This window comes from Pseudomonas sp. 10-1B (genome assembly GCF_000935045.1).
Taxonomy (GTDB): Bacteria; Pseudomonadota; Gammaproteobacteria; order Pseudomonadales; family Pseudomonadaceae; genus Aquipseudomonas.
In genome coordinates this window covers 53,022-66,563 of the sequence record NZ_JYKS01000025.1, presented here as the reverse complement: position 1 = coordinate 66,563, position 13,542 = coordinate 53,022, and the positions used below count along the sequence as shown (strand labels likewise).

15 protein-coding genes are annotated in these 13,542 nt (G+C 64.3%); 6 read left to right on the top strand and 9 right to left on the bottom strand.

All coding sequences use genetic code 11. The features are described 5' to 3' along the window. Nucleotides 1-124 precede the first annotated feature (124 nt). Together TZ03_RS15780 and TZ03_RS15775 are read right to left on the bottom strand one after the other, a co-directional pair. On the bottom strand, nucleotides 125-1,309 hold the full coding sequence (locus tag TZ03_RS15780) for an MFS transporter (protein ID WP_051098933.1): 1,185 nt from the start codon (nucleotides 1,307-1,309) through the stop codon (nucleotides 125-127). Between the two features lie 197 nt (nucleotides 1,310-1,506). After that, on the bottom strand, nucleotides 1,507-2,256 hold the full coding sequence (locus TZ03_RS15775; RefSeq protein WP_051098932.1) for a 3-oxoacyl-ACP reductase family protein: 750 nt from the start codon (nucleotides 2,254-2,256) through the stop codon (nucleotides 1,507-1,509). A gap of 118 nt (nucleotides 2,257-2,374) precedes the next feature. Here TZ03_RS15775 and TZ03_RS15770 point away from each other — a divergent pair, with 118 nt between their 5' ends. Further along, nucleotides 2,375-3,313, top strand: a complete 939-nt coding sequence (locus TZ03_RS15770; RefSeq protein ID WP_051098931.1) for a LysR family transcriptional regulator — start codon at nucleotides 2,375-2,377, stop codon at nucleotides 3,311-3,313. Nucleotides 3,314-3,669: 356 nt separating this feature from the next. On the opposite strand, the gene TZ03_RS15765 is transcribed toward TZ03_RS15770, so the two are convergent. Both TZ03_RS15765 and TZ03_RS15760 read right to left on the bottom strand, forming a co-directional pair. Further along, nucleotides 3,670-4,140 (bottom strand): GreA/GreB family elongation factor, encoded by a 471-nt coding sequence (locus TZ03_RS15765; protein ID WP_051098930.1) that lies wholly within the window; start codon nucleotides 4,138-4,140, stop codon nucleotides 3,670-3,672. A 2-nt stretch (nucleotides 4,141-4,142) separates the two neighbouring features. Next, nucleotides 4,143-4,532 carry a hypothetical protein gene (locus TZ03_RS15760; RefSeq protein ID WP_051098929.1) on the bottom strand — a complete coding sequence of 130 codons (390 nt, stop codon included), beginning with the start codon at nucleotides 4,530-4,532 and terminating at the stop codon, nucleotides 4,143-4,145. Between the two features lie 129 nt (nucleotides 4,533-4,661). Between TZ03_RS15760 and earP the strand changes: the two genes are divergently transcribed. Next, nucleotides 4,662-5,795 carry an elongation factor P maturation arginine rhamnosyltransferase EarP gene (gene earP, locus TZ03_RS15755; RefSeq protein WP_051098928.1) on the top strand — a complete coding sequence of 378 codons (1,134 nt, stop codon included), beginning with the start codon at nucleotides 4,662-4,664 and terminating at the stop codon, nucleotides 5,793-5,795. Between the two features lie 48 nt (nucleotides 5,796-5,843). Beyond that, nucleotides 5,844-6,413, top strand: coding sequence for an elongation factor P (efp, locus tag TZ03_RS15750; protein WP_051098927.1), 570 nt, complete (start codon nucleotides 5,844-5,846; stop codon nucleotides 6,411-6,413). Nucleotides 6,414-6,563: 150 nt separating this feature from the next. Here efp and TZ03_RS15745 read toward each other — a convergent pair whose 3' ends face one another. The 3 genes from TZ03_RS15745 to TZ03_RS15735 all read right to left on the bottom strand — a co-directional run bounded on the left by TZ03_RS15745 (nucleotide 6,564) and on the right by TZ03_RS15735 (nucleotide 8,599). Continuing rightward, nucleotides 6,564-6,992, bottom strand: a complete 429-nt coding sequence (locus TZ03_RS15745) for an organic hydroperoxide resistance protein (RefSeq protein ID WP_051098926.1) — start codon at nucleotides 6,990-6,992, stop codon at nucleotides 6,564-6,566. Between the two features lie 139 nt (nucleotides 6,993-7,131). Then, nucleotides 7,132-7,587 (bottom strand): MarR family winged helix-turn-helix transcriptional regulator, encoded by a 456-nt coding sequence (locus TZ03_RS15740; RefSeq protein WP_051098925.1) that lies wholly within the window; start codon nucleotides 7,585-7,587, stop codon nucleotides 7,132-7,134. A gap of 58 nt (nucleotides 7,588-7,645) precedes the next feature. Continuing rightward, a complete protein-coding gene (locus TZ03_RS15735; RefSeq protein WP_051098924.1) occupies nucleotides 7,646-8,599 on the bottom strand; it encodes a LysR family transcriptional regulator in 954 nt (317 codons plus the stop codon). Between the two features lie 113 nt (nucleotides 8,600-8,712). Between TZ03_RS15735 and TZ03_RS15730 the strand changes: the two genes are divergently transcribed. Then, the gene (locus TZ03_RS15730; RefSeq protein ID WP_051098923.1) at nucleotides 8,713-9,462 is read left to right on the top strand and encodes a sulfite exporter TauE/SafE family protein; all 750 of its coding nucleotides are present in this window, start codon (nucleotides 8,713-8,715) and stop codon (nucleotides 9,460-9,462) included. Nucleotides 9,463-9,592: 130 nt separating this feature from the next. Here TZ03_RS15730 and TZ03_RS15725 read toward each other — a convergent pair whose 3' ends face one another. Then, a complete protein-coding gene (locus TZ03_RS15725) occupies nucleotides 9,593-10,444 on the bottom strand; it encodes a LysR substrate-binding domain-containing protein (RefSeq protein ID WP_082056639.1) in 852 nt (283 codons plus the stop codon). A 97-nt stretch (nucleotides 10,445-10,541) separates the two neighbouring features. On the opposite strand from TZ03_RS15725, the gene TZ03_RS15720 reads away from it, so the two are divergent. After that, nucleotides 10,542-10,760: a DUF1127 domain-containing protein gene (locus TZ03_RS15720; RefSeq protein ID WP_051098921.1), complete on the top strand. Its 219-nt coding sequence runs from the start codon at nucleotides 10,542-10,544 to the stop codon at nucleotides 10,758-10,760. 132 nt (nucleotides 10,761-10,892) lie between these two features. Then, nucleotides 10,893-12,113, top strand: a complete 1,221-nt coding sequence (locus tag TZ03_RS15715; RefSeq protein ID WP_051098920.1) for a winged helix-turn-helix domain-containing protein — start codon at nucleotides 10,893-10,895, stop codon at nucleotides 12,111-12,113. Here the strand turns inward: TZ03_RS15715 and TZ03_RS15710 are convergent. Then, on the bottom strand, nucleotides 12,094-13,440 hold the full coding sequence (locus TZ03_RS15710) for a class II 3-deoxy-7-phosphoheptulonate synthase (protein ID WP_051098919.1): 1,347 nt from the start codon (nucleotides 13,438-13,440) through the stop codon (nucleotides 12,094-12,096). The genes TZ03_RS15715 and TZ03_RS15710 overlap by 20 nt on opposite strands. Between the last annotated feature and the right edge of the window lie 102 nt (nucleotides 13,441-13,542).

The window sequence follows — 13,542 nt, the reverse complement described above, 5'->3', positions numbered from 1 at the left end:
CATTGTCGCGCTGGCTGATGCCTCTTCGCGGGCTTGCCCGCTCCCACAGGATTGTCACTGCCTTGAGGCCCTGTGATATCCCTGTGGGAGCGGGCGAGCCCGCGAAGCATCCAACAAAGATTTTTCAGGCGGCCTGCAATGTGTTTTTGCGCTTGCGCTCGGCCAAGCCCCAGGCCAGTAACGCCAAGGCACCAATCACCAACCCCGCCACCACAATGCCCATCCAGCCCTGGTGCTGGAACAACTGCGTCCCCAGCAGCGACCCCAGCGCCCCGCCGATGAAATAGCAGGTGATATACCCGGCATTCAGCCGCGTACGCGCTTCTGGCCGCAGGGCGATCACCGCGTTCTGGTTGCTTACATGTACCAGTTGCACTGCCAGGTCGAGCATCAGCACGCCCAGCAGCAAGGCCAGTAGCGACTGCTCGGCGAACCCCAGCGGCAGCCACGACAGTAGCAATACCACCAGGCCCACGGTGGTGCCCAGCGCACCCTTGCCACGGTCGGCCAGGCGCCCGGCCCAGTTGGCCGACAGCGCACCCGCCGCACCGGCCAGGCCGAACAGGCCGATCACCGCATCCGAATAGTGGTACGGGCCTTTCGCCAGCAGGAAGGCCAGTGGTGTCCAGAACAGCGCGAACAGGCTGAACGCCAGCAGGCCGAGCAGCGAGCGCAGGCGCAGCACCGGTTCTTCGAGGAACAGGCGGAACACCGAGCCGATCAGCGCCGGGTATTTCAACCCTGCATGGCTATGGTGCTGCGGCAGGCTGCGGTACAGCGCGACGGCGGTGATGGCCATCAGCACCGCGGCCAGCACATAGATGCTGCGCCAGCCGCCCAGTTCGGCCATGAAGCCGGCAGCGGTACGGGCCAGCAGGATGCCCAGCAGCAGGCCACTCATCAGCGTGCCGACCGCACGCCCGCGCTGGTGCGGCTCGCTCAGGGTCGCGGCCATGGGCACCAGGATCTGCGCCACCACCGAAAAAAGCCCGGTCAGCGCAGTACCCAGGATCAGCCACGGCAGGCTCGGCGCGCAGGCGCTGATCACCAGGCCCAGGGCGGAAATGGCGGTCATCACGGTAATCAGCCGGCGCTGCTCGAACAGGTCGCCCAGTGGCGCCAACAGCAACAGGCCGGCGCCATAGCTGAGTTGCGCGGCAATGACGATGCTGCCGGCGCTGGCGGTACTCAGGCCGAACTGTTGGGCAATGCTGTGCAGCAGCGGTTGGGCATAGTAGTTGCTGGCCACGGCCAGGCCGGTGGCAGTGGCCATCAGCAGGATCAGGGCGCGGCTGAGAGAGGTGTGCATGCGGTTCTCGTGGCGGGCAGGGGTAAAGACGGGGATTATCGGGAAATGTCAGGTATGACACCAATATTTGATCAAACCTGCCCCGGCCCTATCGCCGGCAAGCCGGCTCCCACAGGATCACCACAGGCTTGAGCATTGTGGTAACCCTGTGGGAGCCGGCTTGCCGGCGATAGGGCCGGGACAGGCAACCCACCAAGTCAGGCAGCGAACCCACCATCGATCGTCAGACTGGCCCCGGTGATGTACCCCGCCTCTGGCCCTGCCAGGTAAGCCACGAAGCTGGCAATCTCATCCGCCTCGCCATACCGCCCGATCGCCATCAGCGGGATCAGGCTTTCAGCGAACTCGCCGCTGGCCGGATTCATGTCGGTGTCCACCGGCCCCGGTTGCACGTTGTTCACGGTAATGCCCTGCGGGCCGAGGTCACGGGCCATGCCGCGGGTCAGGCCGACCAGTGCCGACTTGCTCATGGCATAGGGGGCGCCACCGGCAAACGGCATGCGCTCGGCATTGGTGCTGCCAATGTTGATGATGCGCCCACCCTGGCCCATGTAGCGCGCAGCGGCCTGGCTGGCGACGAACACGCTGCGCACGTTCACCGCCAGGGTGCGGTCGAAGTCGGCGAGGTCGAATTCGGTCAGCGGTGCCACCGCCAGCACACCGGCGTTGTTCACCAGGATGTCCAGCCGGCCGAAGGCCTTCACGGTGTCATCCACGGCCAACTGCACGGCCGCGGCATCGGCGCTGTCGGCCCGCAGGGCCAGGGCCTGGCCGCCGTTGTCGGTGATTTCCTGGGCCAGCGCTTCTGCCGGGCCACTGGAGCTGACATAGGTAAAGGCTACTTGCGCGCCTTCGCGGGCCAGGCGCCGCACGATGGCCGCACCAATGCCACGGGAACCGCCCTGTACCAGCGCGACTTTGCCTTCGAGTGTGTGTTGTTTGGACATGCTGATCTCCTGCTGGAAGCCAGGCTTGAATGCCTTGGATGGGCGCAGTATCCGCGCTCGATTACCTGCTGATAAGATGGCAATCACTATCAGCAGAGTAAACCTTTGGTTGGCAATCATGGCCATGGAATCGTTCAATGCCCTGGAATGCTTCATCCGCAGCGCCGAGGTCGGCAGCTTTGCCGAGGCTGCCAGGCGCCTGAGCCTTACCCCGGCCGCGGTGGGCAAGCACGTGGCCCAGCTAGAAGCGCGCCTGGGTGTGCGGTTGTTCCAGCGTAGTACCCGCAAGCTGACCCTGACCGAGGCGGGGCAGCGTTTTCTGGGGGAGGTCAGCGACAGCTTTCGCACCATCCAGTATGCCGTGGCCAACCTGGCCAGCGCCGAGGGCCAGCCGGCCGGGTTGCTGCGGGTGAGCATGGGCACGGTGTTCGGGCGTTTGTATGTGTTGCCCTTGCTGAGTGAGTTCCTGCGCCGTTACCCGGCCATTACCCCGGACTGGCATTTCGATAATCGCCAGGTCGACCTGATCGGCCAGGGCTTCGATGCGGCGATTGGCGGTGGCTTCGAACTGCCGCCGGGGGTGGTGGCGCGCAAGCTGACGCCGGCGCATCGGGTGCTGGTGGCGGCGCCGGCGTATCTCGACCGGTACGCGCCGATCGAAGACCCGCAGGTGCTGCAACGCCACGCCGGCATTCTGATCCGCTCACCGCAGACCGGGCGGGTGCGCTCGTGGCCGTTGACCAGCCGCTGGCAGGTGCAGCAACCACTGCAATTGCGCCAGGCGATGACCATGAGCGATTCGGACGCGGCGTGCGCGGTGGCCGAGCAGGGCCTGGGGATTGCCTTGGTGAGTTTGCCGTTTGCCGTGCCTTATCTGCAGGCAGGGCGGCTGCGCCGGGTGTTGCCGGACTGGTATGTGGACGATGGGCATATCAGCCTGTATTTCGCCGAGCACAAACTGTTGCCGGGCAAGACCCGGGCGTTCGTCGATTTTGTCGTGGAGCAGTTTGCCGAGCAGGGGTTGGCGGGGCGGTTCGATGCCTTGCAGGTGCTTTAGCTGTGTATTGCCTGTTCCGGCCCTATCGCCGGCAAGCCAGCTCCCACCTCGATCGCATAGGCCTCAAGCCCTGTGCAGTACCTGTGGGAGCAGTTTGCCAAGCAGGGGTTGGCTGGGCGGTTCGATGCCTTGCAAGCCCTTTAGATGGGTATTACCTGTACCGGCCCTATCGCCGGCAAGCCCGCTCCCACCTCGACCGCATAGGCCTCAAGCCCTGTGCAGTACCTGTGGGAGCTGGCTTGCCGGCGATGAGGCCAGCACAGGCAATACAAGACAGTTGCTCCCACAGGTTACTGCACAGGGCTTGAGGCCTATGTGGTCGAGGTGGGAGCGGGCAAGCCCGCGAAAAGGCCGGTTCAGGCAACATCGACAATGAACAGTACCTGCGACCCCAGGCTCACCTCATCATCAACCTTTTTACCTACCATCTGCTGCCCCAGCGGCGAGCGCGGGGTAATCACCGTCACCAGCCCATCCCCCGCGCCAATCTTCAACCCTGCCGCCTCGGGCCCGAGGAACAGCCGGCGCTGCCCGCCATCCTCATCCTCCAGTGTCACCAGGTTGCTCACCTGCACCCCGCGCGCCGGGTCGTAGTCGCGCAGCAGCAGTTGCTGGTAGGTCAGCAGCGCCTTGCGAATCTCGGCGCTGCGGCGGGCCTGGCCGGTAGCCAGGTACGAGGCTTCCAGGCCCAGGGTGTCGTACTTGTTCTCGGCGATATTCTCTTCGGCGGTAGCGGCTTCGTAGGCGCTTTGCGCCGCGCGGGTCAGCACGTCCTGGTCATGTTCGAGGGTGGCGACGATCTGCGCCAGCAGGCAGGTCTTGTCCATGGTCAGTAACAGAACTCCAGCACATTGGCCTGGCTTTTGTCGGTGGGCGCGGTGCGGTTCTGCTGCAGCCAGAACTGGCACTTGGGGCTGTTGAGGTTGCGCGGGTTGCCCTGGGCGGCTTCGGCGGCCTGTTGCAGTTCCTGCTTGTGCAGGGTGTGCTTGTAGCGCTGGAACATCTCGGCCTGGGCATCCTCTGCCGGGGCTGGCGCCGCAGGGTGGTACAGGCTGGGGGCCATGGCCTGGGCCAGCGGTTGCACCTGCTGTGGCCACAGCTGCAGGGCCAGCCACAGGCTCGCGGCAATGGCCATGGCGCCCAGCCACAGGCCAACGGCGACGCACACGATCAACGGCAACGGCTTGAGGGTGATCTTCAGTTCACGGTGGCGCGGCATGGCAGCTTCCTGGCAGGGTGGGTCGGGGGCATTGTCGCATGCGCCTGGGCATTTTTCCGCGCAGGTGCTTTTGTCGGCGACAATTTATCCGCAGAATTCGCGGTTTTCCGCTGGGCGAGGGCAGGGCACATGAAAGCCACCTGGGACATCTTCTGCACTGTTGTCGACAACTATGGCGATATTGGCGTGACCTGGCGCCTGGCCCGGCAACTGGTGGCCGAGCACGACTTGGCGGTGCGCCTGTGGGTGGACGACCTGCGCGCCTTCGTGCGCCTGTGCCCGGGCGCCGATGCCGCGCTCGCACAGCAGTGGCAGCAGGGGGTCGAGGTGCGCCACTGGCCGGCCGACTGGCAACCGGTGGCCACCGCCGACGTGGTCATCGGCGCCTTCGGCTGCCGCCTGCCGGCTGGCTATATCGAAGCGCTGTGCACGCGACCGACGCCGGCGCTGTGGCTGAACCTGGAGTACCTCAGCGCCGAGGACTGGGTGGAAGGTTGCCACGGCTTGCCATCGCCGCAGGGCAACGGGCTGCGCACCGTGTTCTTCTTCCCCGGCTTTACCGGCAAGACCGGCGGGCTGCTGCGCGAGGCGCCGTTGCTGGCCCGCCGCGCGGCCTTCGAGGCCGACCCGGTACAGCGCGCTGGCTTCCTTGCCGGGCTTGGCGTGCAGGCCCAGGCCGACACCCGGCTGATCTCGCTGTTCGCCTACGAGAACCCGCAGTTGGGCGGCTGGCTGGATGCCTTGGCCGAAGATGCCCGCCGCAGCCATCTGCTGGTGCCGGAAGGGCGCATCATGCCCGACCTGTGCGCCTGGTTGGGCGAGCCCGCGCTGGCGGCGGGAGAGATACGCCAGCGCGGTGCGCTGACCGTGCAGGTGCTGCCTTTCGTCAGCCAGGATGATTATGACCGCTTGCTGTGGTGCTGTGATTTCAATGCCGTGCGTGGCGAGGACTCGTTCGTCCGCGCACAGTGGGCAGGGCGGCCGTTGTTGTGGCACATCTATGTGCAGGAAGAGAACGCCCACTGGGAAAAACTCGAAGCGTTCCTGATGCTTTATCGCCAGGGCTTGTCGAACCCTGCCGCCGAAGCGCTGGTCGAGCTGTGGCGTGCCTGGAACATGCACCGTGACATGCACGCCGCCTGGCGCGGCGTATTGGTGCACTGGGACGAGCTGCAGGCGCATGCCCGCCAGTGGTGCGCGAAACAGGCCGCTCAGCCGGACCTTGCCATGACGCTGGTACAGTTTTACCGAAATTGGCTATGATATGCGGCCTCGATTTTTATAAATCCATCCAGATTCGGATACTGCGTAATGAAAACTGGTAAAGAGCTGAAACCCGGCACCGTACTGCGGATCGACAACGACCCGTGGCTGGTACAGAAAGCCGAATTCACCAAGTCGGGTCGCAACAGCGCGATCATGAAGACCAAGCTGAAGAACCTGCTGACCGGCTACAAGACTGAAACCGTCTACTTCGCCGACGACAAGCTGGATGACGTGATCCTCGACCGCAAGGAAGTGACCCTGTCCTTCATCAGCGGCGACGCGTACACCTTCATGGACACCACCGACTACACCATGTACGAACTGAACGCCGAAGACATCGACGCCGTTCTGCCGTACATCGAAGAAGGCATGCAGGACGTTTGCGCCCTGACCATGTACGAAGAGAAAGTGGTATCGGTCGAACTGCCGACCACCATCAGCCGTCAGGTCACCTACACCGAGAACGCTGCTCGCGGCGACACCTCGGGCAAGGTCATGAAGCCTGCCAAGCTGGCCAACGGTACTGAAGTACAGGTTGCCGACTTCATCGAAATCGACGAATTCATCGATATCGATACTCGCGATGGCTCCTTCAAGGGCCGTTCCAAGAAGTAATCCTTCTTGTGAAACGCAAAAACCCGGCCTTGGCCGGGTTTTTTGCGTCTGAGATACCAGCTGCGCTATACCTGTGGGAGCAACTGTCTTGTATTGCCTGGACTGGCCTCATCGCCGGCAAGCCAGCTCCCACAGGGTATTGCGTAAGCTTTAGACGGTTACGTGCAGGCGCACATCCACATTACCGCGGGTGGCGTTGGAGTACGGGCACACTTTGTGGGCCTTTTCCACCAGGCCTTCGGCATCGGCCTGGGCCAGGCCCGGCAGGTTGATGTGCAGGTCGATGTCCAGGCCGAAACCGCCCGGGATCTGGCCGATGCCCACCTTCGCGGTGATCGAGGCGTCCGCCGGCAGGGCTTTCTTCTCTTGCCCAGCTACGAATTTCAAGGCGCCGATGAAGCACGCCGAGTAACCGGCGGCGAACATCTGCTCAGGGTTGGTGCCGTCACCGCCAGCGCCGCCCAGTTCCTTGGGGGTGCTCAGCTTGACGTCCAGTTTGCCGTCGCTGGAGCGGGATTTGCCGTCGCGCCCACCGGTGGAGGTAGCTTCTGCGATGTACAGAGGAGTGACCTTTTGCATCTTGAGCCTCGCTAATGTGCTGTGCGCTTCCTGTCGGAGGGGGCGCGGGTTGGTGTGGGATTTAAATTAGCGCGCAATTAGTTTGCGCTCAAGATAAATCGTCACCGTTCATCCGAACGGCCATTGCACAGCATAGCCCTCAGAGGTTTTTTTGCAGGTTTTCACGCAGCGCCAGCAGGTCGGCCTGCAACTCCTGCAGCTGTTCCAGGCTGCGCCCGCTGGCCTTGAGAATGCACTGCGGCACCTCCCGGGCTTGTTGCTGCAGGGCGCGGCCCTTGTCTGTCAATTGCACCAGCACCACCCGTTCGTCCTCGCGGCTGCGGTTGCGTTGCAGCAGGCCTTCGCTTTCCAGGCGCTTGAGCAGCGGGGTCAGCGAGCCGGGGTCGGTGAGCAGGTGCTGGCTGATTTCGCCCACGGTCAGGCCGTCGCGCTCCCACAGCACGAGCATGGCCAGGTACTGCGGGTAGGTCAGGCCCAAGGCCTGCAGCAGCGGTTTGTAGACCTTGGTCATCAGTAACGAGGTGGAATGCAGGGCGAAACAGACCTGGTTGTCCAGCAGCAGCTCGTCACAGGAGGCTTGGGTGTTGGCGTTCATGCAGGTCCTTGAAGGTAATCAATGGGAAAGTCTGGCACGCTGATCATTAGTGCACGCCTTACTCGCGCAGTTCACTGCGCAAGGCCAAGTCCCAGGGTGGAATCGGGCTGAAGCGGCTCTTGAGGAATTCGAGCAGCAAACGGCTGCGAGAGTTCGTTTCATGTGCCAGGCGTAGCGCGTAGATACCGCTGGTCTCGGCTGCGGGCAAGCCGCCGTCGCAAAACAACGGTATCAGCTCGCCGCGCAGCAGGTATTCGCTGATCAGCCAGGTTGGCAGGTGGGCGATGCCCAAGCCAGCGAGGGCGCCGAACAGTAAGGTTTCGGCATTGTTGGCGGCCATGCGCATGCGTGAGGGGCGGTACAGGCGGGTTTGCCCGGCCACGTTGAAGCGCCAGGCGAACGGCGGTGCCAGGCCGTCCCAGTCGAGGCCATCGTGTGCGGGCAGTTCGCTGGGGCAGGTGGGCATGCCGCGGTTGGCCAGGTAGGCGGGGCTTGCGCAGGCGATACGCACCATGTAGGCCAGGGGCGTGGCTACCAGGCGGGTATCGGCCAGGGGGCCGGCGCGCAGCACCAGGTCGACCTCGCCCAAGTGGCTGCCATGCAGGTCGACGAAGCTGTCGATCAGGCGCAGTTGCACGTCCAGGCCTGGGTAGGCCACGAGGAAATCGGCGATGGCCGGGGCCAGGTGGCGGCGGCCGAACGCGGCGGGGGCATCGATGCGGATCAGGCCTTCGGGGGCATTGCTCAGCGACACCGCTTCGGCCCGGGCCAGGCGCAGTTCCTCGATGATGCGCCTGGCCCGGTCAGCGAAGGCGTTACCCGCTGGCGTGGCGCGCACGGCGTGGGTACTGCGGGTGAACAGGCGGCTGCCGACCGCGCTTTCCAGGTTGTCGATGCGCCGGGCCACGGCGGACGGGGTCAGTGGATGGCGACGGGCAGCGGCAGAAAAGCTGCCGCTCTCCAGCACATCGAGGAACAGGCTCAACTGGTCGGTCAGGGTATCAGGGCTCATGGCTGCCTTGCTTTTGCGAAAAGCGCATAGCCATTGTGCGCTGCTGTGCGTTTCCCCGCCAGTGCACAATCGTTAGCATGCTCGCATTATGTGTACAGGCGGATGAGGCCCTGATGATCGAGTGGTTGTTGTATATCGCGCTGGGCGCGGCCCTGGGGACCATGGGTGGCCTGTTCGGCATTGGCGGTGGGCTGATCGCGATCCCGGCGCTGGGCGTGCTGTTTGGCCTGGACCAGCAACTGGCACAGGGCACGGCGCTGGTGATGGTGGTGCCGAACGTGCTGCTGGCGCTGTGGCGCTATCACCAGCGCAACCGCATCGAGCTGCGTCATGCCTTGCCGCTGTCGCTGTGCAGCTTCGTGTTTGCCTGGCTGGGGTCGATCTGGGCGGTGGGGCTCGATGCGCACTCCATGCGTCTGGGGTTTGTCGGCTTTCTGGTGGCCTTGGCGGTGTGGAACGTGGCGCGGATATTCCTCAAGGTTTCGCCAGCCAGTGCCGAATTGCGCTATGCCTGGCCGTGGCTGGGTGTGCTGGGCAGCTTTGCCGGTACCATGGGCGGTTTGTTCGGGGTGGGCGGCGCGGTGGTAGCCACGCCGATCCTGACCAGTGTGTTCGGCACTACCCAGGTGGTGGCGCAAGGGCTGTCGCTGGCGCTGGCCGCGCCGAGTACCTTGGTGACCCTGGTTACTTATGGTGTGCATCACAGTGTTGACTGGGGGGTAGGGCTTCCGTTGGCGGTGGGGGGCTTGCTCAGCATCAGCTGGGGGGTGAAGTTGGCCCATGCGTTGCCAGAGAAGGTGTTGCGGGTGATGTTCTGTGGGTTTTTGGTGGTGTGCGCGGTGATGCTCGGGTTTGAGCTTTGAGCTTTTGGGGCTGCTGCGCAGCCCATCGCGACACAAGGCCGCTCCCACAGGTTCCAGCACAGGCCTCAAGGCAGGCGATAAACCTGTGGGAGCGGCCTTGTGTCGCGATGGGCCGCAAAGCGGCCCCAAGTTACTTGAACCCTTCGATAATGTAGTCAGCCATGCAATCGGTAATCGGCGAGGGGTTCTGGGTGCTGCGCACCAGCATCACATTGGCCACGGGCAATTGGGGTAGCCCTTCGCTCTCGCCCAATATGCGGATGTTCCCGCTGATCAGGCTCTGCAACTGCGCCGTCACTGCCAACCCCGCCGTGACGATGGCAAAGATCGCCGCCAGGCTCGGGCTGGTGTAGGCGATGCGGTAGTCGATGCCCTGTGCTTCCAGGGCATTGCAGGTCCAGGCCCGGCAAAAGCAGTCGGTGTTGAACAGGGCCACCGGCATGGGTCGTTGCTCCTGCGGGCAGAAACCTTCGGCGGCGGCCCACACCAGGCGTTCCTGGCGCAGTAGCTGGCCAATCTCGTTGCCCGGCTCACGGGTGATGATGGTCAGGTCCAGGTCCTGGCGCAGCATCAGTTGCTTGGACGAGTCGCAATGCACCTCCACCTGCACCAGCGGGTAGGCCTGGGCAAAGCTCGACAGAATGGTCGGCAAAAAGCGCATGGCGTAGTCGTCGGGCGTGCCGATGCGCACCACCCCGACCATGTGCGGCATGCGCAGGGTGTTGAACACTTCGCCATGCAGCTTGAGGATGCGTCGGGCATAGCCCAGCAGCACCTGGCCTTCGGCGGTCAGCCGCACCTGGCGGCCGTCGCGTTCGAACAGTTGGCGCTGCAGGATGTCTTCTTCCAGGCGTTTCATCTGCATGCTCACCGCCGACTGGGTGCGGTTGACCACCTCGCCGGCGCGGGTGAAGCCGCCTTGCTCGGCAATGGCGACGAAGGTACGCAGTACGTCCGCGTCGAGGCTCTGGTACTGGGACATTGCATCAATCTCCGAGATGCATGGCATCAGAAACATTCGTTGGATTGATCTTATGCCTGGCGCGAGACTGAGGCCATCCAACACGGAGGGCTTCACGATGAAAGGTCATGTCAGCAGCATCCCGCAACCTGCCTTTTCCCTGAACCACCTGTGGCATGCGGCCTTGCAGCGGCCGGCGCGCTGGCTGCAGTTGTACCGCCAGCGCCAGGAGCTGGCCAGCCTCAGCGATGCGACCTTGCATGATCTGGGGTTGAGCAGGGCGGATATCCAGCAAGAGGCCGAGCGGCACTTTTGGGATGATCCGCTGCGTAAATAGGCTAAGTTTGTCGGTGGACTTACCGGCCTCTTCGCGGGCACGCCCGCTCCCACAAGTTCTGTGCAATGCAGGCCAGGTGGGAGCGGGTTCACCCGCGAAAAGGCCGGAACAGACACCACAAGGAGATCAGGCTTGCCTCTCAAGCTGTCTATCAACCAGGCCCGTCGCCTGGCATTGTCTGCCCAAGGCTTCGCCAAGCAGCCAGAAGCACCGCCAACCCTTCCGGCGCTCAAGCGCATGCTGCAACGCCTGGGCGTGCTGCAGATCGACTCGGTCAACGCCCTGGTCCGCTCCCACTACCTGCCGCTGTTCTCGCGCCTGGGCGACTACTCGCCCGCCACCCTCGACCAGCTCGCCTGGGGCCGCGGCCGCCAGCGCCAGCTGTTCGAATACTGGGGCCACGAAGCCTCGTTGCTGCCGCTGAGCCTGTACCCGCTGCTGCGCTGGCGCATGGTCCATGCCGCCGAGGGCCGGGGTATCTACCGCCAGCTTGCGCAGTTCGGTCGCGAGCGCCAGGACGTGATCGCCCGGGTACTGGCCGCCGTCCGCGAGCAGGGCGCACTGGGCGCGGGCAGCCTGTCAACCCGCGAGGAACGCGCCGGCCCTTGGTGGGACTGGAGCGAGGAAAAGCACGCGCTGGAATGGCTGTTTGCCGCCGGTGAAGTCACCGTGGCGGGCCGGCGCGGTTTTGAGCGGCTTTACGATGTGCCGGAAAAGGTGCTGCCCAAGGCGATCCTCGACCAGGCGCAGCCCAGCGAAGCCGAGGCACACCAGGGCTTGATGCTGCACGCCGCCACCGCCCTGGGCGTAGCCACCGAGCGCGACCTGCGTGACTACTTCCGCCTGGAACCTGGGCAGGCCAGGGCAGCGCTGGCCGAACTGCTGGCCGACGGCCGGCTTCAAGCAATCGAGGTACAGGGCTGGAAGCAACTGGCCTACTGCGAAGGCGTGCCACGCATCCCCAGGCGTATCGAAGCCAGCGCGCTGCTGTCGCCGTTCGATTCACTGGTCTGGGAGCGCAACCGTACCGAACGCTTGTTCGACTTCCGTTACCGCCTGGAAATCTACACGCCGGCGCACAAGCGGGTGTACGGCTACTACGTGCTGCCGTTCCTGTACCTCGAACGCATAGCCGCGCGGGTAGACCTGCGTGCCGAACGTGCCCAAGGGCAACTGGCAGTGCACGCCGTGCATGCCGAAGCGGCCGGGCTGGACGAGGAGGGTTACCAGGCCCTGGCCGGCAACCTGCTGCGCCTGGCCAGTTGGCTGGGGCTGGAACGGGTGCAACTGAACTGCCCGCGCGCGGAGGGCAGCCAGTTGCGCCGGGCGTTGCTCAGCGCCGCACCTGCTTGAGGGTTTCGGCAATCAGGAACGCCAGCTCCAGCGACTGATCAGCATTCATACGCGGGTCGCAATGAGTGTGATAACGGTCAGACAGCGCATCCTCGGTAATCGGCCGCGCACCGCCGATGCATTCGGTCACATTCTGCCCGGTCATTTCGATATGAATGCCACCCGCATGGCTACCCTCAGCCTGGTGCACCTGGAAGAACTGCTTCACCTCATCCAGGATCTGCGCGAAGTCGCGGGTCTTGTAGCCGCTGCTGGCCTTGATGGTGTTGCCGTGCATCGGATCGGAGCTCCACAGCACCTTGCGCCCCTCGCGCTCGACCGTGCGGATCAGCCCCCGCAGGTGCTCGCCGACCTTGCCCGCGCCCATGCGCACGATCAGGTTCAGGCGCCCGGGGTCGTTGGTCGGGTTCAGCGTGTCGATCAGGCGGAGCAGCTCTTCGGGGTTCATGCTCGGGCCAACCTTGACCCCGATCGGGTTGTGCACCCCGCGCAGGAACTCCACATGGGCGCCGTCCAGCTGGCGGGTACGGTCGCCAATCCACAGCATGTGCGCCGAGCAGTCGTAGTAGTCGCCGGTCAGGCTGTCCTGGCGGACGAAGGCTTCTTCGTAGTTCAGCAGCAGCGCTTCGTGGGCGGTGAAGAAGCTGGTTTCGCGTAGTTGCGGCGCGCTGTCCAGGCCGCAGGCGCGCATGAACGCCAGGGTTTCGTCGATGCGGTTGGCCAACTGGTGGTACTTGTCGGCCAGCGCTGAGTTGGCGATGAAGTCCAGGTTCCACTTGTGCACCTGGTGCAGGTCGGCAAAACCGCCCTGGGCGAAGGCGCGCAGCAGGTTGAGGCTGGCAGTGGCCTGGTGGTAGGCCTGCAGCAGGCGCTCTGGGTCGGGGATGCGGCTTTTCGCGTCGAAACCGATGCCGTTGACGATGTCGCCGCGATAGGCGGGCAAGGTGACGTCGCCGATGGTTTCATCGCCCGCAGAACGCGGCTTGGCGAACTGCCCGGCCATGCGCCCCACCTTGACCACTGGGCAGCCGGCGGCAAAGGTCATGACGATGGCCATCTGCAGCAGCACCTTGAAGGTGTCGCGGATTTTCGCCGCCGAGAACTCGGCGAAGCTCTCGGCGCAATCGCCACCCTGCAGCAGGAAGGCGCGGCCTTCGGTGACCTCGGCGAACTGTCGGCGCAGCTCGCGCGCCTCGCCCGCGAACACCAGCGGCGGGTAGCTGGCCAGGGTCTGTTCAACCTTTAGCAGATGCGCGGCGTCGGGGTAGGTCGGTTGCTGCTGGATCGGCAGGGCGCGCCAGCTGTCAGGGCTCCACGGTTGCTTCATCTCGGGCTCGGTCTTGTCGGTGGTAGGCTTCAGACCATGGTAACAGTTGGCGCTGCGCTTGTTGCATCAAGGGTGTTGACGGACAATGCGCGTTTTTGCGCG